Here is a 19,746-nt window from a genome sequence, read left to right on the forward strand (position 1 = left end):
GGCGGTGGTGGCTTTCCTCATGCTCGGCTGTACTGGCCTCACTAAGTCTATTGTGATAATCTTAATTATCAAAAATTGATTTTAGATATCTATCATGAGCATTGTGTCAGCGTTGAAAGATATTCGACAAGCCCACAACTTGAGCCAGGCTGCCCTGGCCAGGCAGGCGGGCCTGTCACGCATGACCATCAACAAGATAGAAACCGGGGCTGTTGATCCACAGGTGTCTACGCTTGAGGAGGTGGCCCGCGCTCTGGATGTCGAGTTTCTGGTGGTGCCCAGGCACTTGAAAGCCGATCTGGAGGCATTTTTGCGGTCAGGTGGTCGATACCTGGGGCAGCCTGCTGGAGCAGAGGCACCCAAATCGGTGGTGGATCAGATTTTGAGTCAGCCATGAGCACAACCATCAAGTATCTGCGCATGTATCTGCATCTGCCTGACCGTACGCGGCGAGCTGTAGGATACTTGTCTCAGTATGGGGACATCCTGAGGGTGTCTTTCGATGAGGCTTATATCCAGGATGCCCATCGTCCATTGCTGTCGCTGGCATATCGTGGTGCGACAGAGGCCCAGACGCAGGAAATCCTGGCTTCGGTCCGGGATGCTCGCCTGGTGCGCAGCGATGGCCGCTGGCCGGCCTATTTCGCCAATCTTTTGCCTGAGGGGCACAATCGGGATCGTCTGGCGCATGAGCGTAAATGTTCGCCTGATGATGAGTTCGAGTTATTGGCAGCGGCGGGCCATGACCTGATGGGCGCGATCGAAGTGGAACCCGTACCTTTGCAGGCAGGGGTTCCTGACCCTGTGCGCCAATGGCATATGGCATTGGGGCTGGAGGTGCTGGAGCCGGCAGTTGTGGAGGCACCCGTAGAAGACGCCGCGTCGCTACCAGGTGTGGTCACCAAATTTTCAGCCATTTATGATGGTCAACGGTATGTGGTCAAAAAGCACGGTGTCGCGGGCGAGTACATTCTGAAGCTACCGACCACACGGCACCCTGATCTGGTCGAAAACGAGTACACCGGTTATCGCCTGTGCGAGGCCGTCGGCCTGAATTGCGCTCAGGCTCGGGTGGTTTCACGGGCAGAGGCGGAACTCCCGGAAGCGGTTCCGTTCGACACAATCCTGGCAGTGCCCCGCTTTGATCGCGGGCCAGGCGGCTTGCGTGTGCATATGGAAGAGTTCGCCCAGGTGCTGGGCCTGGCACCCAGGCACAAATATGGCAAGGGCCTGTCGGACTATGCCGATATGCTGCGGGTGCTGGATGCATTGTCTGCCAACCGGATCGAGGATGTACGCGAATTTATCCATCGCTTTGTTGCATTCATCCTGCTGGGCAATACGGATGCACATCTCAAGAACTGGGCGTTGCTGTATCCCGATGGACACTCACCGGTATTGTCTCCGCTCTACGATCCCGTGTGCGTGAGCGCGTTCTTTGAGTCGGTCAAGCCGGCGGAATATGCTGTTAACCGGGCGATTGACAGCCGATTGCGAGCATTCGACTGGGATGCACTGGAGGCTTTGCTGAAACAGGCCAAGCTCTCCCGTGTGCCGAATCACATCAGGCTGGCCAAGGGGCTGGTCAGGCAGGCCCAGTCCGAATGGCCTGTGTTGTTGCACGACGCGCCGCCGGCTGTGCGGCGGACGGTGACAGAGCGCTTGCTAGGAGGCGTGGCGCTGACACAGATTTGATCGTACCAATGCGTTTCAGTCGTCTGGCGGGTTGCCGCGTCCGAGCATTTTTTCAAATACTGTATACGGCTCTGAACAGTACCGCGTTATCACCATGACGAACGACGCCGTTCTGAGCTGCCTATACGGCAGTGAACCGAATGAAGTAGGTCGTCGCTGACCTCGATGCTTTCTGAGCTGCCTATACGGCAGTGAACGACAAGACCGCTGAGGATCTGCACCAGCAATTTTTCTGAGCTGTCTATACGGCAGTGAACGAAATCCTGGGCGACATGCCACCGCTGGCGCTTTTCTGAGCTGCCTATACGGCAGTGAACAGGTGATGGCCGCGCTCAAGTCTGCTGGCCATTTTCTGAGCTGCCTATACGGCAGTGAACCTGGCATTGAGCTAGGCCTTAAGGCGACTGGCTTTCTGAGCTGCCTATACGGCAGTGAACTGTTGTCAGCCCGCCATTGCCATCCAGCTGGTTTTCTGAGCTGCCTATACGGCAGTGAACGCCCTGGAAAACGGCAGCCGAGATCATTGACTTTTCTGAGCTGCCTATACGGCAGTGAACATGCCAGTGCTCATGCGTTGAGACAGCCGACATTTCTGAGCTGCCTATACGGCAGTGAACTGCACGTCTCGGAGCCTTTGGATTGGGAAGAGTTTCTGAGCTGCCTATACGGCAGTGAACCTGCTGCGCGACATCCGCAACCAGTTGCCCGATTTCTGAGCTGCCTATACGGCAGTGAACTACAAGAAAAAATTCACAACAGCCTGATATTCAATCCATTTTAACGAAAACAGCCTTCAACCCCTTTTTTTGCTCTACTTTGTGGGGCATTGTTTTATAAGGGTTTTTTCTGGCAGTCAAAAAAAGGGTCGAGTACAGGGGCGGTTCCTGTACTGCACGTCAACAAGACAAGCACAACCCCTTTTCCTGCTATTGGCTTCAAAACGCCCAGTCGTCGTCTTCGGTCGCCACGGCCTTGCCGATGACATAAGATGAGCCGGAGCCCGAGAAAAAATCGTGATTTTCATCTGCCCCCGGCGACAGCGCAGCCAGGATGGCGGGATTCACGTTGGTCACGCTGGCGGGGAACAAGGCCTCGTAGCCGAGGTTCATCAGCGCCTTGTTGGTGTTGTAGTGCAGGAATCGCTTGACGTCCTCGGTCAGTCCGACGCCGTCATACAGTTCTTCGGTGTAGCGCACTTCGTTGTCGTACAGATCGTGCAGCAGTTCATAGGCGGTCATCTTGATTTCTTCGCGGCGCGCCTCGGATTCACGCTCCAGGCATTTCTGGAACTTGTAGCCGATGTAATAGCCGTGCACGGCCTCGTCGCGGATGATGAGACGGATCAGGTCGGCGGTATTGGTCAGCTTGGCGCGGCTCGACCAGTACATCGGCAGGTAGAAGCCCGAATAGAACAGGAATGACTCCAGGAACACGCTGGCGACCTTGCGCAGCAGCGGGTCGTTGTCGCGGTAGTGTCGCAGGATGATGCGCGACTTGTTTTGCAGGTGTTCGTTTTCTTCGCTCCAGCGGTAGGCATCGTCCACGTCGGGCGTCAGACACAGGGTCGAGAAAATCGAGCTGTACGAGCGGGCATGCACGGCTTCCATGAAGCAGATATTGGTGTACACCGCTTCTTCGTGCGGAGTCAGCGCATCGGGCAGCAGGCTGGGGGCACCCACCGTATTCTGGATGGTGTCGAGCAGTGTCAGGCCGGTAAACACGCGGATCGTGAGCTGCTGCTCGGCGGGTGTCAGCGTGGCCCAGGAAGGGATGTCATTGGAGAGGGGTACCTTCTCGGGCAGCCAGAAATTGCCGGTCAGGCGGTTCCAGACCTCCAGGTCCTTGTCATCCTCGATCCGGTTCCAGTTGATGGCGCGTACGCTGCTTGGGGGCGCGTGCAGGCGGGTAGGCGTATTCATGCAGGATTTCCTATAGGGCGTATCGACATCCAATTGAAAACAGGGGGCTCAAAGTGTGCATGACACGCAGCCTTCGACTTCCGTGCCTTCCAGTGCCATCTGGCGCAGGCGAACGTAGTAGATGGTCTTGATGCCTTTGCGCCAGGCATGGATCTGTGCCTTGTTGATGTCGCGGGTGGTGGCGGTATCGCGGAAGAACAGTGTCAGCGACAGCCCCTGGTCCACGTGCTGGGTGGCCGCTGCGTAGGTGTCGATGATTTTTTCCGGACCGATTTCATAGGCATCCTGGTAGTAGGGCAGGGTGTCCTCACTCAGGTAGGGGGCGGGGTAGTACACGCGCCCGATCTTGCCTTCCTTGCGGATCTCGACTTTGGAGGCAATCGGATGGATGCTGGCCGTGGCGTTGTTGATGTACGAAATCGATCCCGTGGGCGGGACGGCTTGCAGGTTCTGGTTGTACAGGCCGTGGGCCATGACCGAATCGCGCAGCGTGCGCCAGTCATCCTGCGTCGGGATGGCGACGCCCGCCTGTTCGAACAGGGTGCGTACGCGTTCGGTGGCCGGTTGCCAGGACTGTTCTATGTATTTGTCGAAATAGGTGCCGCTGGCATAGGTCGAGTGCTCGAATCCCTTGAAGGCAGTGCCGCGCTCGATGGCGAGTTGGTTGGAGGCGCGTATCGCATGATAGGCGACGGCATAGAAGTAGATATTGGTGAAATCGATGCCTTCTTCTGAACCGTAGTGGATATGCTCGCGTGCCAGATAGCCGTGCAGGTTCATCTGGCCCAGGCCGATGGCGTGCGAGTCGGCATTGCCTTGCGCAATGGAAGGGACCGAGCCGATATGGCTGGCATCGGATACGGCCGTCAGCGCCCGGATGGCAGTTTCGACGGTCTTGCCGAAATCGGGGCCGTCCATGGTCTGGGCAATGTTGAGCGATCCCAGGTTGCAGGAAATATCCTTGCCGATGTGGGTGTAGCCCAGGTCGTCGTGGTAGGTGCTGGGCGTGTTGACCTGCAGGATCTCGGAGCAGAGGTTGCTCATGTTGATCCGGCCCTGGATGGGGTTGGCGCGATTGACCGTATCTTCGTACATGATGTACGGATAGCCGGACTCGAACTGGATCTCGGCCAGGGTCTGGAAAAACTCGCGCGCATTGATCTTGCGCTTGCGGATGCGGGGGTCGGCCACCATCTCGCGATAGCTGTCCGAGATACTGACATCACCAAACGGTTTGCCGTAGACGCGCTCCACGTCGTAGGGCGAGAACAGGTACATGGGCTCGTTGTCGCGGGCCAGTTCAAAGGTGATGTCGGGGATCACCACGCCCAGCGACAGGGTCTTGATGCGGATTTTTTCGTCGGCATTCTCGCGCTTGGTATCCAGAAAACGCATGATGTCCGGATGGTGCGCATTGAGATAGACCGCACCGGCTCCCTGGCGCGCACCCAACTGGTTGGCGTAGGAAAAGGCATCTTCCAGCATTTTCATGATGGGGATGACACCGGACGACTGGTTCTCGATCTGCTTGATGGGGGCACCCGTCTCGCGGATGTTGCTCAGCAGGAACGCCACGCCGCCGCCGCGCTTGGATAGCTGCAAGGCAGAATTGATGGCGCGCCCGATCGACTCCATGTTGTCTTCGATGCGTAGCAGGAAGCACGAGACCAGCTCGCCGCGTTGCTGCTTGCCGCAATTGAGGAAAGTCGGCGTGGCTGGCTGGAAACGCCCGGCGATCATTTCGTCGACCAGGTTCAGCGCGAAGGCCTCGTCACCTTTTGCCAGGGCCAGTGCCACCATGCAGACGCGGTCTTCGTAGCGCTCAAGGTAGCGCTTGCCGTCGAACGTGCGCAACGTATAGCTGGTGTAGTACTTGAACGCGCCGACGAATGTCTGGAAGCGGAAACGCCTGGCATAGGCGTGGTCGTAGAGTTTCTGGATGAACGCAAAATCGTACTGTGCCAGGACCTGCTTTTCGTAATAGCCGTGTTCGACAAGGTAGTCGAGCTTTTCCTTGAGGTTATGGAAGAACACGGTGTTCTGGTTGACGTGCTGCAGGAAGTATTGGCGTGCCGCCTGACGGTCGCGATCCAGTTGCAGCCGGCCATGCTCGTCGTAGAGATTGAGCATGGCATTGAGTGCGTGGTAGTCCAGCTCCGTATTGGCAGCAGCCGAACCGGCACGGGCGTGCTGGGAGGCGCTCTCCGGTCCGGATGGCTGGCCGGGCGTGTGTGGCGCAGTGCCGCTGCCGGGCACGGGGGTCAAGGTTGTCTGTTCCAAAATTCGGTCACTCCGGTACGGACTTTATCGACATCCTCGGGTGTGCCCATCAACTCGTAGCGATACAGGTGGGGCACGCCGCATTTCTGGGCGATGATGTCGCCGGCGATGCAATAGGCCTCGCCGAAGTTGGTGTTGCCCGATGCGATCACGCCCCGGATCAGGGCGCGGTTGGGCGCGTGATTGAGAAAACGGATGACCTGGGTCGGCACAGCACCTTTGACGCTGCCGCCGCCATAGGTGGGGACCAGCAGGATATAAGGTTCGTCTACCGTGAAAGGTGCTTCTTCCTGGCGGATCGGAATGCGGGTGGCCGGCAGGCCGAGCTTGCCGACGAAGCGGTGTGTGTTTTCCGAGACGGTCGAGAAATAGACGAGCCTTCCCATGGCGGGTTCCGGCGTTGTCGCGTGGAACTCAGTTCAGCAGGGCGCTGATCTTGTCGGGACGAAAGCCTGACCAGTGGTCGTTGCCCGCCACCACCACGGGTACCTGCTGATAGCCCATGTCGCGTACGGTATCCAGCGCCTGTTCATCCTGGGCCAGGTCGATGACCGTGTAGTCCACGCCCAGCCTGTCGAGTGCGCGGTAGGTGGCGGTGCATTGGACGCAGGCAGACTTGCTGTATACGGTAATCGTCATGATTATGATTCCTGAATTGAGAGGAAATCATCTGGCTCACAAGTATGCGAGCCAGATGCTGGGCGAAACAGAAAGCTGCCGCTCCGGTGAGGTCGGGCGGCAAATCGTGCGCTGAACAGGCACGACAGGGGAATACTACATCTAGGGTTTTTTGTTGTCTAGTGCGCTAGATGTAGAAAAGTGTCACGCAAAAGCAAAAAGACAGCTTGTGACAGTATTGCTGCCGTTCATGACGATTGTTCCAGTGCCAGCAGCAATGCGGACAGGTGCGTATCAAGGCCTGCCTGTGTGTCGGCAGGCAATTCGGACAGGATGCGTCGCTCGTTTTCGATGTGCAGCACCACGACCTGGTCGATCAGTGCCAATCCGGCATCGTTCAATTGCACAAGCAGGCTGCGTGCGTCCTGTGGATTGGGCAGGCGTGCGATGAAGCCGCGCTTTTCCAGTTGTTTGAGTCGGTGGGTCATCGTCCCCGAGGTCACCATCAGCGTGGAAAACAGTTCGGTCGGGCTCAACCGATACGGTGCGCCGGCGCGTCGCAGTGTGGCAAGCATGTCGAACTCCCAGAGGCTGAGGCCGACGTGGGCAAAGCTGGCTTCCAGCCGCTGTTCCAGCAGTGCTGCACAGCGCTGGAGACGGCCAATCGGTCCCATGGGGCTGGCGTCCAGGTCGGGGCGTTCCCGCCGCCATTGATCGAGGATGGCATCGACGCTATCGGGTAATCGGGACAGTGATGGCTTGGGCATTTGTCTTGACTTCAAGTTAAATGGTGTTCACAATTATTTTATCTTGATTTGAAGGTAATTAAATGGCTGCGACTTCCTCATGGTGCTATTGGCGTGATGTCATGCTGACCGCACTGGCACCCGCGATCTGGGGCTCCACCTACATTGTCACCACACAAGGGCTGCCACCGGATCGCCCATTTACTGCAGCGCTTATCCGCGTGCTGCCTGCCGGAATTCTGCTGCTGACTTTTACACGCTGCTTGCCGGATCGCCGGCAGTGGTGGCGTCTGCTGGTATTGGGGGCATTGAATATCGGCGTATTCCAGGCACTGTTGTTCGTCGCTGCCTATAGGCTGCCGGGAGGTCTGGCTGCGGTGCTGAGCGCGATACAGCCTTTGTTGGTGATGCTGCTGGCCTGGGCTGTGGATGGTCGCGTGCCGGCCAGAGTGACATTGTGGTCGGCGGTGGCTGGTGTAGCGGGCATGGCCATTCTGCTGCTGTCTCCGCAGACGGTATTCGAGCCGGTGGGGATTGCGGCGGCCTTGCTGGGGGCTGCCTGCATGGCTGCCGGAGTCTGGCTGACACGTCGCTGGCAAATGAACATGCCTGTGCTAGCGCTGACGGGCTGGCAACTGCTGATCGGCGGCGTGATGTTGTTGCCGGTTGCGTTGTGGGTGGATCCGCCTCTGCCGGTGCTCACCTTGTCGCAATGGGCGGCCTATGCCTACCTTTGTCTGGCGGGAGCCTTGCTGGCTTATACGCTCTGGTTTCGAGGTGTGGCGCGCTTGCCGACCGTGGCGGTTGCCTCATTGGGGCTGCTGAGCCCCTTGACGGCAGTCGTGCTGGGGTGGGTCTTGCTGGCGCAATCCATAACGGGTACGGCGCTTGCGGGACTGGTGGTGGTGTTGGTGAGCGTGTTTGCCGTGCAGCGGACAACGGCCCGGGCCCGGTAGGTCACCCTGGCCACGTACCTGCTTGCGCATGGCAAGCAGGTGAGCAAACACCGCGTGGAAAAATTATTGTCCGTCTTTGAGGGCGCTGGCTTCTTCAGGAGCCCGGTAGCCGCGCTGGTAGGCGCGGGTGAAGCTGCCAAGCGCTTCGAGCGCCTCCTGGGGGGAGTGCCCAGGCTTGACGACAAAGCTGTCGAAACCGCAGCGTGCCTGGTAGAACACCGTGTCGATCATCACGTCGCCGCGTGCGCGCAGGTCACCGTGCCAGCCGTGCTTGTCGCGCAGCAACTGGGCGATGGAGTAGCCCCTGCCGTCGGTATAGGCAGGAAAATCGACGGCCAGATAGGCGATGCCCTGCGGATCGATCCGGCCTGCGGCATCGGCCAGCCCGGCGGGATCGTCGTCCGGATGGAACAGGATGCCGACAGGGTGGTGGCGTTGGCGCAGTGTGTCGCGGTGGGCCAACCAGGTGGACAGGGGTAGCAGCCAGTCGGGTTCGTCGGGGGGCAGCGTGGTGTCTTCTGCGCTTTCTGGCGTAAAGACATGGGTCGGATCGGGGCTGATGCGACCGTGCAGGATCAGGTGGGCGATGGAGGCGTCAGTTGTGCTCATGGCGCGATCAAAATGAAAAGGATGTGGGGCACGTGTCGGCAGAACCCGCTATGGTACTGCCGACACATCCATCAGGCGGTGGCAGGAGCGGTCCGGGTTTCGGCGGCAGGTGTGGCAGCCTTGTCGCCATAGACCGCTACCTTGAAGGGCTCTGGCCCCAGCCGGTCCACGACATCGATGAAACGCTCCGCCTCGCTGTCGCGCAGTGCCAGATAGGTTTGGATCATCTTTTCAAGCACATCGGGAATTTCGGCGCGGGCAAAGGAGCGGCCGATGATCTTGCCGATGGCAGCGCCGTCGGCGCGTGCCGAGGCGATGGTGTCGTCGGCCGGTTGCTGGGCAGCAAGGGCGTGGGCCGGTTCACTCTGGCGTCCACCGATGGTGACCTGGTACCACTCCTCTCCGGCTTTGTCCACGCCCAGGATGCCGATATGGCCGACGTGATGGTGACCACAGGCATTGATACAGCCCGAGATGTTGAGGTCAAGTTCGCCAATCTCGAACTGGTAGTCCAGATCGTCGAAACGACGCTGGATGGCTTCGGCTACGGGAATCGATACGGCGTTGGCCAGGGCACAGAAATCGCCGCCCGGACAGGCGATGATGTTGGTGATCAGGCCGATGTTGGGTGTGGCCAGCTTGAGTGCTTCCAGTTTCTGCCAGAGCTCGAACAGCCTGCTGCGGCGCACGTCCGCCAGGATCAGGTTCTGCTCATGTGAAACGCGCAGTTCACCCAGGGCATAGTCGTCGGCCAGTTGTGCCACGGCATCCATCTGGTCGGCCGTGATATCCCCCGGCGGTGTGCCGGTCGCCTTGAGCGAAAGGGTTACGGCGGCGTAGCCGGCTTGCCGGTGAGGATGCACGTTGGTGCGCAGCCAGCGGGCAAAGCGGCTGTGCGTGGCGGCTTCGGCACTGAAGTCGGCAGGTTCGTCGGCTGCGGCGGGATCGTAGGCGGGCCAGGTGAAGCGACTGGCGATTTCATCGAGTTCTGCCTGCGTGACCTGGTTGGGGCCGTCCTTGATGCGCAGCCATTCTTCATGAACCTGTTCTGCAAAGACCTCAGGGGTCAGTTCCTTGACCAGGATCTTGATGCGGGCCTTGTATTTGTTGTCGCGCCGGCCATGCAGGTTGTACACGCGCAGGGCTGCCTGCAGATAGGTGAGCAGGTGCTGCCAGGGCAGGAAGGGGTTGATCAGCTTGCCGACGATGGGGGTACGTCCCAGACCGCCGCCGATCCAGACCTTGAAACCGATCTGTCCATCCTTTTGCGTGGCCTGCAGGCCGATGTCATGGACGCCCACGGCGGCGCGATCATGGTCGGCACCGCTGACGGCAATCTTGAACTTGCGCGGCAGGAAGGCGAATTCCGGATGGAAGGTGGACCATTGACGGATGATTTCGCACCAGACCAGCGGGTTGACGTGCTCGTCGGGCGCAATGCCGGCAAAATGGTCGGTGGTGGTATTGCGGATACAGTTGCCGCTGGTCTGGATGGCGTGCATCTGCACGGTGGCCAGTTCCCCCAGGATCGTGGGCACGTCTTCCAGCTTCGGCCAGTTGAACTGAATGTTCTGCCGCGTGCTGAAATGACCATAGCCACGATCGTAGGTACGGGCGATATAGGCCAGCTTGCGCAACTGCTCCGAGCGCAGCATGCCGTAGGGAATGGCGACGCGCAGCATCGGGGCGTGGCGCTGGATGTACAGGCCATTCTGCAGGCGCAGCACGCGGAAATCGTCCTCGCTCAGCTCGCCGGCCAGAAAGCGGCGGGTCTGTCCTGCAAACTGTTGTACGCGCTGTTCAATCAGCTGCTGGTCGATGGAGGCGTATTGATACATGTCCTATCCTGTAGGCGATGGCGTCTGCCATGGGCAGGCCCGGAACGCCGGAGTACACTTGTGAGGGGTCGGATATGATGACACGATCCGGGGTCAACCGTTGCTTTCTTAAAACTAATGGTTATATGAATATTGAAGATTCCATGGCGCAGCGCCTTGAAACGATCCGGCGGCGCATTGGGCAGGCCTGCGAGCGCGCCGGCCGCTCGGCAGACGAGGTGACTTTGCTGTCGGTCAGCAAGACCTTTGGCGAGGCTGCGATTCGTGAGGCCGTGGCGCTGGGGTTGACCCGATTCGGCGAAAACAAGGCCCAGGAAATTCGCCAGAAAAGCGCGCCGCTGGCCGACTGCGGCATCGAGTGGGTCATGATCGGCCATTTGCAGACCAACAAGGCTAAGGATGTGGCCCGGTTGGCAGCCGAGGTGCAGTCGGTCGATCGGCTGGAACTGGCGCAGGCGCTGGATCGCCGCCTGCAGGCCGAAGGGCGGCGCATTCGCGTACTGGTGCAGCTCAAGACCTCGACCGAGCCGAGCAAATACGGTCTGGCCCCTGAAGAACTGCCCGACTTTCTGCGGACATTGCAGGCTTACGACACACTGGATGTGCAGGGCTTGATGACGCTGGCAATCAATTCCACTGACGAGGCCTCGGTGCGCCATTGTTTCCGAGGGCTGCGCGAGTGGTGCGAGCGGGCCCGGCAGGAAACCGGCCTGGCCTTGCCGCGGCTGTCGATGGGCATGAGCGGGGATTTCGAGACGGCGATTGCCGAGGGATCGACCGAGGTCCGGATCGGCACGGCGATTTTCGGTAGCCGGCCTTATGGGGATGCCTATTACTGGCCCGAGAACGGACCGGTCAGCACATCGTCCTGAGTTTCAGCAGCGCCTTGGCGATCTCGCTGCGGTGCTTGGCCAGCTTCATCCATTTGGGCAGTACGAAGAATAGTGCGTAGTTACTGTAGGTAGGACGCTGCTTTTCGCGCAGATCAGCGCTTACATATCCGTACAGCGCATCCAGGTGGCGCGGGTTGTAGGCCCAGACGGTGCCGTGTCGTGTCGGGGTGGTCAATCGGAGTGGCAGGCCGAAGTGTGGGTCGATACACCGGTCTTGTGGCAATGTCTGACTCATCACGACGCTGACCTCGGTCTGGTGCTGGCATTCCGGGCAAGTGGCCGTGAGGTGTTCGGGTGGCGAGGCGGGCGGTGAGGTGTAATGCCGGCAGGGCATGAGCCATTTGTGGCCACAGAAGCCGCAGGGCCGGCGGCCTTGCAGCTTGACCGGCCCCAGCCAGTGATTTTTTTCTGACGACAGTGCCATGCCGCACTGGGTGCAACTGAAGCGGTTGTGCCAGCGAGGTGTCCGATATTTGTCGAATGATGCCTGCACGATACCGGGGGTTTGGCAGCGCGGACACAGGACCTGGACTTCACCCAGAGCAAACGATATCAGGGGTTCGCCTGTGGCGAGAAAACGTTTTGGCGCGGTCATGGCGAGTTGAGGAAGCGGTACGTATCTGGCTGGCCTTATGCGCTGTGCAGTGATGTCTGCCAGAAGGTCAGTGTGTAGCCGTTGAATGCAAACGGATTGTCCGGGATCTGGAGATCCACGGTGCAGGGGCGATCCGGATAGATGCAGGCGAGTTTGGCTGCGGTCATCTGTTGCAGCGTCTGGCCCAGTGCCTGCAGCTTGTCAGGTGCAATGTCCGGGCAGCCGGCACCGTGCAGGTCGGCAATGTGGATATGGTTCAGCGTGGCTTCGACCTGATGGCGGGAGGACTGTCCAAGCCGCTTTTCGTATTCCTGGATCAGGTCGGCCGGTGTGCCGGCCCGCAGGATGTAGCCCGAGATGTCTTCGAATTCGGGCCAGAATGCGGCCGCATATCCAATGGCGAGGGAGAAGTTGCCTTCGCAGCCGATCCAGCTTTCCAGGTCGATGCCCTTGCCGCCATTCCAGCGGTCAAGCTCACTGCGCATGCTGGGCGGAGTTTTCATGCCTGGATACGCAGTGTGTGATGCGTCGCTGCCCCTGGGCAGTGGCTACGCTCAGAAGCGGTTGCGGCGTGGGCACTCGGCGATCGTGCCCCAGCCATTGTTGGGTTCGCAGTAGTGATTGCGTGCATTCCATGCACAGGTGGGCCGTTCGAAGAAGCCAGTCTCGGCGCAACGGGCCAGCTCGGCGCGCAGGGCCTGCTGCCAGTTGCCACTCTGCACGTCGTTGCCGGCTGTGGCAGCGGTGGCTGCAGCAGCCTGCTCGCTGGCGGGCAATTCGATGGGTTGCAGCGCAGGGAGTTGATTGCCCTGGCCAGGCGGTGGCACCAGCACGAATTGTTGCTGTATGCCGGCGCTGTCTGCTTCCAGATTCATGATGCGGGCCAGTTCATCCTTGGTGAGTGGGTCACGCGAGATGAGTATGCTGGCTTCGGTGGGCGCATCGAAGAGCGACTTGAGTGGTGCGCTGTCGGCGTCGGCAGTCCGGATGGTGTCGGCTGTGGGGGGGACGCCCAGTGTGCCGTCTACCCGGGGCTGTGGGGGCTGGGCGGTGTAGGCCTTGCCGTCGGCATCCAGCACGGGCTCGTCGGTGCCCAGGCCGGACTGGTTGGGTGGCGCTTCGGCAATGGGGGCGTTGGCGACCAGTTGGTCGCCAAGCTTCATGCCACCCCAGGCCGACAGGCCCAGGAAAATCGCCAGGATCAGAATCAGGATACGCCAGGACATGGAGAGTGCTTAATTGTTGCTGCCGAACACCCGGCCGCTGTGTTCGCGCATGGCATGGAAGCGGATCTCGGGATAGCGTTCTTCGGCCACCCTCAACTGAGCATGCGAGGTGATCAGGAAAGCGGCCGCATCGACCACATCATAGGCGATATGGGCAGCGTTGGCATCCATGAATTTGCGCAACGCGCGGGGATCTTCGGCTGTGACCCAGCGTGCCATCGTATAGCGCGAAGGCATCATCCGGGCGTCGACGCCGTACTCGGTCTTGAGACGATGGGCGACGACTTCGAACTGCAACTGGCCGACAGCACCCAGCAGCAAGGCACCGCCTGCTGCCTCGGGGCGAAAGACCTGGATCGCGCCTTCTTCGCCGAGCTGGGCCAGGCCGTGGCGCAGTTGCTTGGTGCGCAGTGGATCCTTGACCTCGACTGCCTGGAACAGTTCGGGTGCAAAAAAAGGCAACCCTGTGTATTGCAGTGTTTCTCCCTCGGTCAGAGTGTCGCCCAATTGCAACACGCCATGGTTGGGGATGCCGATGATGTCGCCTGCGTAGGCTTCATCGAGCAGGTCGCGTCGCTGCGACAGGAAAGACACCACGTTGTTGGGACGCATGTCCTTGCCGGTACGGCTGACCTTGATGCGCATGCCGCGCTCGAAGCGGCCGCTGCAGACGTGCACGAAGGCCACGCGGTCGCGGTGCGCCGGGTCCATGTTGGCCTGGATCTTGAAGACCACGCCGGTGAACTTGGCTTCGTCGGGCCTGACTTCGCGTTGCAGCGCCTGGCGCGAGCCGGGAGACGGCGCAAAGTCGACCAGGGTGTCGAGTACTTCCTGCACGCCGAAGTTGTTGATGGCCGAGCCGAAGAAGACAGGCGTCTGCTGGCCGGCGAGGAAGGCCTCATGGTCGAACGCCGGAGCGGCTTCGGAGACCAGCTCGATCTCTTCGCGGGCCTTGTCGAAGTGTTCGCCGAAACGTCGGGCGATTTCGGGATTGTCGAGGCCGGCGATCAGTTCATCATCACCGGCGCGGCGTTCTTCTCCCGGCTTGAAGACGCGCATCTGGTTGCGCCGGATGTCGAATACACCACCGAACTTGCGCCCCATGCCGATGGGCCAGGAGAAAGGCACGGCATCCATGCCGAGGTGCGATTCGATTTCGGACAGCAGATCGAGCGGTTCCTGGACTTCGCGGTCGAATTTGTTGATGAAGGTAATGATGGGGGTATTGCGTGCACGGCAGACCTGCAGCAGGCGAATGGTCTGCGGCTCGATACCGTTGGCGGCATCGATCACCATCAGGGCTGCGTCCACGGCAGTCAGCACACGATAGGTATCTTCGGAGAAGTCCTGGTGCCCCGGGGTGTCGAGCAGGTTGATGACGCAGTCGCGATATTCCATCTGCATGACCGACGAGGCCACCGAAATGCCGCGCTGTTTTTCGATCTCCATCCAGTCTGACGATGCATGGCGCGAAGCCTTGCGTGCCTTGACGCTGCCGGCGATCTGGATGGCTCCTGCGAACAGCAGCAGCTTTTCCGTCAGCGTGGTCTTGCCCGCGTCAGGGTGGGAAATGATGGCGAAAGTCCTGCGTTTGGAGACTTCCTGCAGGAGCGCGTCATGTGACATGGATGGTGTTCTTTCAGGTGCGTGTTGATGGTGCTTAGCCTGCTATTTTCGCCGATATGGGCGTGGGAAACAAACGCGATGCGTCGCGCCTGTTCAAGCCCGTTGTCCACGATCACGGCAAGATGGTGGTGGATCCGTCCTGAACTTGGCTGCGGGATTCTTCTGGCCACCCCCAGGGCGGTTGCCGGAAGCGGGTTGCCAGGAAATCGATCAGGACTTGTACCCGCGCGGGTCGCAGCCTGCCGGGCGGAGTGACGATGTACAGCGCAATCGGGTGGGCCTGCCAGCCCGGCAGGCAGGTTTGCAGGGTGCCTGCCTGCAGGTCTTCCCAGACCAGGAATTCGGGCAGCAATGCCAGGCCCAGGCCGCGGCGCAGTGCAGGCAGCAGCGCGTCGGCGTTGTTCACGCGCAAGGGAGAAGCCATGGCCTGGCTGAATTCGCCCTGCTGTGGGTGTGTGAATTGCCAGGCACGGCCCGTGCGGGCATAGGCGTACTCCAGGGCCGGCAAGCCGGCCAGGTCGCGTGGGTGCCGGGGCTGTCCATGCCGGGCAAAGCAGTCGGGGGCCCCGACCGGCAGAATGCGGACGGTACACAGGCGCAGCGCCAACAGGCTGGAGTCGTCGAGCGTCGAGATGCGTAGCGCCAGGTCGTAGCCACCCGCCACGATATCGACCTGTTCGTCGCTGAAATTCACGTCCAGGCTGATGCCGGGATGGGCCTGCATGAAATCCGGCAGGGCCGGGGCCAGATGCGCGACACCGAACGACATGGGGGCGGTCAGCCTGATCTGTCCTCGGAGACTGCCGGATTGTTCGGTGATGTCGGCTTCGATGGCCTCGCCTTCCTGCAGCAGGCGGGCGGCGCGTTCCTGTGCAGCCTGCCCGCTGGCGGTAAGTGACAGTCGCCTCGAGGTACGCTGCAGCAGGTTGGTGTGCAGGCGCTGCTCCAGTCGGCTGACGGCTTTCGATACGGTGGCCTGGGACAGGCCCAGTTCCGTGGCGGCACGGGCGAAGGAGCCGGTTTCCGCGACCTTGGCGAAGATGGCCCAGGCTTCCAGATCTGGCAATTTTTTCATGTCAATAATCGAAATGATGGTTTTCCATTCATTCTATTTCATTGCTTCGAATGGGTGCGTAAACTGGCTTCATCAATTCATTTCCAGGGAGCAGCATCATGATCGAACGCAGACCTTTCGAATCGCTGGGACACGCCGACCACGGCTGGCTCAATGCCCGGCATCACTTTTCCTTTGCCAGCTATCACGATCCCGCTCGTATGGGATGGGGCGCGCTGCGCGTCTGGAACGACGACGAAATCGCTTCGCAGACCGGCTTTCCGCCGCATCCGCATGCCGACATGGAAATCATCACCTATGTTCGCACTGGTGCCATTTCTCATCAGGACAGCCTGGGCAACAAGGGGCGGACGGCGGCAGGCGACGTGCAGGTGATGAGCGCTGGCACGGGCATCCGCCACGCCGAGTACAACCTGGAGTCGGAAATCACGACGCTGTTCCAGATCTGGATATTGCCTGACCAGAAGGGCGGGGCACCGGGCTGGGGAACCAAGCCGTTTCCACGGGGGGATCGTTCTGGCCGTTTTGTGCCGCTGGCCAGCGGCATGGCCGGTGATGTCGATGCCTTGCCGATCCGGGCCGATGCCCGTGTCTCCGGCGCGACGCTCAAGGCCGGGGAAAGCACGGTCTACCGGTTGGGGCGTGATCGTTTTGGCTACCTGGTTTCGGCCTCGGGGCGGGTCGAAGTCAACGGTGTGATGTTGCATGCCCGCGATGGTGCTGCACTGCGTGATGAGGATGAAATTCACATTACGGCGCACGAGGATGCCGAACTGGTGCTGGTCGATACGGCACCTTGAACAGGCCGGGTCCCGTTGCCCACGAAACGGGACCCTACATGCCCGGCAGCAGTGTTGCTTGCGGCAGGGCACCTTCGTGTGAAAGCAGGAAGCGCTTTGCCGGCAGGCCGCCGGCAAAGCCGGTCAGGCTGCCGTTGGTGCCGATGACCCGGTGGCAGGGCAGGACGATGGGCAAGGGATTGCGGCCATTGGCCGCACCGACGGCGCGTGCTGCGCGAGGGTGCCGGACGCGTTCGGCCAGTCCGGCATAACTGAGAGTTTCGCCATAGCCGATACTGGCCAGCGCCTGCCAGACAGCCAGTTGGAAAGGCGTGCCCTGCGGTGCCAGAGGCAGATCGAAGGTGCGGCGTTGGCCGGCAAAATATTCGCTCAACTGGCTCCGTGCCTGTTGCAGCACAGGATGATCCGGTTGCTCGCGCCAGGTGCCCGTGCGCGGATAAGGGTGCCGGGTCGAGGGAAACTCGATCAGGCACAGGCCGTGTCGGTCGGCGGCCAGCAGCAGCGGGCCGAGCGGGCTATCGATGTGGGTATGGGCGATCATGCTGCACTCAGGCTGGGCGTGGGAGGTGTTTCCGAGGGAATGCGGGAGCGTGGTGCGCCGGCCGCTTGTTTCCACAGGTGCATGACGGCATAGGCACGCCAGGGTCGCCAGGCCTGCGCCTGCGCCGTCAGTGCGCGGGCGCTCAGGCGGGAGCCGTCTGTGGGCAAGGCTTTCTGCAACACCAGGTCTTCTGCAGGAAATGCGTCGGGATGCCCCAGGGCCCGCAGCGCAATGTATTGCGCTGTCCAGGGCCCGATGCCGGGCAGGGCCTGCCAGCGGGCCACGAAATCGTCCAGTGTCCGGTCATGGCGAAAATCGACCCGGCCATCGAGGAGCGCCTGGGCCACGCCCTGCAGTGTGGCTGCCCGTGTCCGGGGCAGGCCGATGCTTGTCAGGTCGGCGCTGGCCAGGGTGTCGGGAGTGGGGAACAGGCGCTCCAGCCCTTTTCCCGGTGCTGCGCCGACAATCGGCCCATAGCGCTCCACCAGCCGGGTTGCCAGCGTGCGTGCGGCTGCCACGCTGATCTGCTGGCCCAGCACGGCACGAACCGCGACTTCAAAACCGTCCCAGCCGCCAGGCTGGCGCAGGCCGGGCCGTTGCTGCAGCAACGGCTGCAGGCGAGGGTCGGCCGCCAGCGTGTGATGGATGGCGGCTGGATCGGCGTCGAGGTCGAACATGCGGCGCAGGCGCGCAATGATATCGGGCAGTTGTGCGGGGGCCGCACCGTGTATTTCCAGCCGCAATGCCTGGTGGGTATCGGCAGGGGCCGATACCCGCAGCCAGCCTGGTGTGTCGGCGCAGCCGATCAGGCGGGCATAGCTGTCGGCCTCGATGTGCTCGACCCCGGGAATGGCGCGGGCCTGGAGAAAGTCCAGCATGGCAGCGAAATCGTAGGGTGGGCGATAGCCGAGCCGCAGCGTCAGTGTGCCACCCTCCACCCTGCCATGCTGGCGGCGCAACTGTCCCGGCGGCATCCGGTAGGCATCGCGGAATGCTGCATTGAAGCGCCGCAGACTCCCAAAGCCGCTGGCCAGGGCGACATCGGTCACGGGCAGGGCGGTTTCCGTCAGCAGTTGCTTGGCAAACAGCAGGCAGCGCGTCTGGTGCACGCGCAGCGGCGACGCGCCCAGTCGTTCGTGAAAGAGCCGGCGCAACTGTCGTTCGCCCAGATGGACGCGTGTGGCGAGGGCACCGACGTCGTGTTCAGACAGAAATCCGCTTTCGACCAGTTTCAGGGCGCGTGCCAGTACGGTGTCGCCGCGCCGCCAACTGCCATCGCCGGGGGACAGCTCCGGGCGGCAGCGCAGGCAGGGTCGGAAACCGGCAGATTCTGCGGCGGCTGCACTGCCGTAGTAGCGGACATTCTCGGGGCGCGGCACCGGGGCGGGACAGACCGGCCGGCAATAGATCCCGGTGCTGAGGACTGCCGTGAAAAACAGGCCGTCAAAGCGCGGATCACGGCTGAGCCGCGCCTGTTCACACAGGGAGGGCGACAATGAGAGGGGGGCGGTGTCGGTGGGCTGCATGCATGCAGATTAGCACCGTGCCCCTCGGGGCTGCTGGCCGTTTTCGGACTTCTATGTGCGTTTGAAAGAGGCCAGCGCCACGCCTGCGAGGACGAACATGCTGCCGAACGTGCGATTCATCCAGATGATGTGGCGCGGACTGCGCAGCAAGGTCAGCACCCTGGCAGCCAGTAAGGCATACAGGCTCATGACCACCAGGTCGGTGAAGGCCAGGGTCGCGGCGATGACGCCATACTGGCCCGCCATGGGCGCGCCTGGATTGAGGAACTGCGGCACGACCGCGAGCAGGAAAACGGTGCCCTTGGGGTTGCTGGCATTGATCAGGAAGCCGCGGGTGAAAAGCGTGCGGGCCGATGCGTCATGGGGCGAGACGGGGTCATCGGCAATCGGGCCGGTGGGACCCCGTATCTGCCTGATGCCCAGGTAGATCAGGTAGGCCACGCCCAGCCACTTGACGAGGCTGAAGGCAAGCTCCGATGTGGCCAGCAAGGCACCCAGCCCCAGACTGACAACGAGGATCTGCAGCATGATGCCCATGATCAGGCCCAGCGTATTCCAGAATGCCTTGCGAAAACCGTATTTGAGACCGCACGACATGGCACAGACGGCACCGGCACCGGGCGAGATGGAGATGGCCCATGCGGCCAGCATGAAGGTGAACCAGGTGGAGAGAGTCATGATTGGTGGGCGCATCAGGAAGCGCAGCCGATGGACAACGGTGTGTTGTCCATCGGCTGCGAGGCCAATCATTCTAGATCAGTTTTGACCGCATCGGCGAGGCGGCCGTGATGGCTGCCCGATCC

The 19,746-nt window shown here is 61.1% G+C and carries 20 protein-coding genes and 1 CRISPR repeat array; of the genes, 5 read left to right on the top strand and 15 right to left on the bottom strand.

The window, feature by feature from the left end:
• Positions 1-94 precede the first annotated feature (94 nt).
• Positions 95-397 carry a helix-turn-helix transcriptional regulator gene (locus tag DD235_RS05455; protein WP_109061069.1) on the top strand — a complete coding sequence of 101 codons (303 nt, stop codon included), beginning with the start codon at positions 95-97 and terminating at the stop codon, positions 395-397.
• Positions 394-1,695: a type II toxin-antitoxin system HipA family toxin gene (locus tag DD235_RS05460; RefSeq protein ID WP_109061070.1), complete on the top strand. Its 1,302-nt coding sequence runs from the start codon at positions 394-396 to the stop codon at positions 1,693-1,695. Before DD235_RS05455 ends, DD235_RS05460 begins: the two co-directional genes overlap by 4 nt.
• A 109-nt stretch (positions 1,696-1,804) precedes the next feature.
• A CRISPR array of direct repeats spans positions 1,805-2,432; the repeat unit is 28 nt; unit sequence TTTCTGAGCTGCCTATACGGCAGTGAAC.
• A 198-nt stretch (positions 2,433-2,630) separates the two neighbouring features.
• Here the strand turns inward: DD235_RS05460 and nrdF are convergent.
• The 5 genes from nrdF to DD235_RS05485 all read right to left on the bottom strand — a co-directional run bounded on the left by nrdF (position 2,631) and on the right by DD235_RS05485 (position 7,279).
• Positions 2,631-3,614: a class 1b ribonucleoside-diphosphate reductase subunit beta gene (nrdF, locus tag DD235_RS05465; RefSeq protein WP_109061071.1), complete on the bottom strand. Its 984-nt coding sequence runs from the start codon at positions 3,612-3,614 to the stop codon at positions 2,631-2,633.
• Between the two features lie 48 nt (positions 3,615-3,662).
• On the bottom strand, positions 3,663-5,870 hold the full coding sequence (gene nrdE, locus DD235_RS05470) for a class 1b ribonucleoside-diphosphate reductase subunit alpha (RefSeq protein WP_239990079.1): 2,208 nt from the start codon (positions 5,868-5,870) through the stop codon (positions 3,663-3,665).
• A gap of 5 nt (positions 5,871-5,875) precedes the next feature.
• Entirely contained in the window at positions 5,876-6,280 is a 405-nt protein-coding gene (gene nrdI / locus DD235_RS05475; protein ID WP_109061073.1) for a class Ib ribonucleoside-diphosphate reductase assembly flavoprotein NrdI, read from the bottom strand.
• Positions 6,281-6,308: 28 nt separating this feature from the next.
• Positions 6,309-6,533 carry a glutaredoxin-like protein NrdH gene (gene nrdH, locus DD235_RS05480; protein WP_109061074.1) on the bottom strand — a complete coding sequence of 75 codons (225 nt, stop codon included), beginning with the start codon at positions 6,531-6,533 and terminating at the stop codon, positions 6,309-6,311.
• 227 nt (positions 6,534-6,760) lie between these two features.
• Positions 6,761-7,279 (bottom strand): MarR family winged helix-turn-helix transcriptional regulator, encoded by a 519-nt coding sequence (locus DD235_RS05485; RefSeq protein ID WP_109061075.1) that lies wholly within the window; start codon positions 7,277-7,279, stop codon positions 6,761-6,763.
• Between the two features lie 62 nt (positions 7,280-7,341).
• Here DD235_RS05485 and DD235_RS05490 point away from each other — a divergent pair, with 62 nt between their 5' ends.
• Entirely contained in the window at positions 7,342-8,214 is an 873-nt protein-coding gene (locus DD235_RS05490; RefSeq protein ID WP_109061076.1) for an EamA family transporter, read from the top strand.
• Positions 8,215-8,277: 63 nt separating this feature from the next.
• On the opposite strand, the gene DD235_RS05495 is transcribed toward DD235_RS05490, so the two are convergent.
• Both DD235_RS05495 and DD235_RS05500 read right to left on the bottom strand, forming a co-directional pair.
• The gene (locus DD235_RS05495; protein ID WP_109061077.1) at positions 8,278-8,823 is read right to left on the bottom strand and encodes a DUF934 domain-containing protein; all 546 of its coding nucleotides are present in this window, start codon (positions 8,821-8,823) and stop codon (positions 8,278-8,280) included.
• A 71-nt stretch (positions 8,824-8,894) separates the two neighbouring features.
• Positions 8,895-10,661, bottom strand: coding sequence for a nitrite/sulfite reductase (locus tag DD235_RS05500; RefSeq protein ID WP_109061078.1), 1,767 nt, complete (start codon positions 10,659-10,661; stop codon positions 8,895-8,897).
• Between the two features lie 125 nt (positions 10,662-10,786).
• On the opposite strand from DD235_RS05500, the gene DD235_RS05505 reads away from it, so the two are divergent.
• The gene (locus DD235_RS05505; protein WP_109061079.1) at positions 10,787-11,533 is read left to right on the top strand and encodes a YggS family pyridoxal phosphate-dependent enzyme; all 747 of its coding nucleotides are present in this window, start codon (positions 10,787-10,789) and stop codon (positions 11,531-11,533) included.
• On the opposite strand, the gene DD235_RS05510 is transcribed toward DD235_RS05505, so the two are convergent.
• The 5 genes from DD235_RS05510 to DD235_RS05530 form a co-directional block, all read right to left on the bottom strand.
• Positions 11,517-12,149 (bottom strand): hypothetical protein, encoded by a 633-nt coding sequence (locus tag DD235_RS05510; RefSeq protein ID WP_109061080.1) that lies wholly within the window; start codon positions 12,147-12,149, stop codon positions 11,517-11,519. The two genes, DD235_RS05505 and DD235_RS05510, sit on opposite strands and share 17 nt — an antisense overlap.
• 35 nt (positions 12,150-12,184) lie before the next feature.
• A complete protein-coding gene (locus DD235_RS05515; protein ID WP_146193435.1) occupies positions 12,185-12,652 on the bottom strand; it encodes a hypothetical protein in 468 nt (155 codons plus the stop codon).
• A gap of 51 nt (positions 12,653-12,703) precedes the next feature.
• Positions 12,704-13,375 (bottom strand): hypothetical protein, encoded by a 672-nt coding sequence (locus tag DD235_RS05520; RefSeq protein WP_109061082.1) that lies wholly within the window; start codon positions 13,373-13,375, stop codon positions 12,704-12,706.
• A gap of 9 nt (positions 13,376-13,384) precedes the next feature.
• Positions 13,385-15,001 (bottom strand): peptide chain release factor 3, encoded by a 1,617-nt coding sequence (locus DD235_RS05525; RefSeq protein ID WP_109061083.1) that lies wholly within the window; start codon positions 14,999-15,001, stop codon positions 13,385-13,387.
• Positions 15,002-15,113: 112 nt separating this feature from the next.
• Positions 15,114-16,076 carry a LysR family transcriptional regulator gene (locus DD235_RS05530; protein WP_109061084.1) on the bottom strand — a complete coding sequence of 321 codons (963 nt, stop codon included), beginning with the start codon at positions 16,074-16,076 and terminating at the stop codon, positions 15,114-15,116.
• A gap of 98 nt (positions 16,077-16,174) precedes the next feature.
• Between DD235_RS05530 and DD235_RS05535 the strand changes: the two genes are divergently transcribed.
• Entirely contained in the window at positions 16,175-16,876 is a 702-nt protein-coding gene (locus DD235_RS05535) for a pirin family protein (RefSeq protein ID WP_109061085.1), read from the top strand.
• A 34-nt stretch (positions 16,877-16,910) separates the two neighbouring features.
• Here DD235_RS05535 and DD235_RS05540 read toward each other — a convergent pair whose 3' ends face one another.
• The 3 genes from DD235_RS05540 to DD235_RS05550 are packed head-to-tail and all read right to left on the bottom strand — an operon-like array spanning position 16,911 to position 19,621.
• Positions 16,911-17,417, bottom strand: a complete 507-nt coding sequence (locus tag DD235_RS05540; RefSeq protein WP_109061086.1) for a methylated-DNA--[protein]-cysteine S-methyltransferase — start codon at positions 17,415-17,417, stop codon at positions 16,911-16,913.
• Positions 17,414-18,943, bottom strand: a complete 1,530-nt coding sequence (locus DD235_RS05545) for a DNA-3-methyladenine glycosylase 2 family protein (RefSeq protein ID WP_109061087.1) — start codon at positions 18,941-18,943, stop codon at positions 17,414-17,416. Before DD235_RS05545 ends, DD235_RS05540 begins: the two co-directional genes overlap by 4 nt.
• A gap of 51 nt (positions 18,944-18,994) precedes the next feature.
• On the bottom strand, positions 18,995-19,621 hold the full coding sequence (locus DD235_RS05550; protein ID WP_109061481.1) for a LysE family transporter: 627 nt from the start codon (positions 19,619-19,621) through the stop codon (positions 18,995-18,997).
• Positions 19,622-19,746 lie beyond the last annotated feature (125 nt).

Source organism: Corticimicrobacter populi, from assembly GCF_003123725.1.
Classification (GTDB): Bacteria; Pseudomonadota; Gammaproteobacteria; order Burkholderiales; family Burkholderiaceae_B; genus Corticimicrobacter; species Corticimicrobacter populi.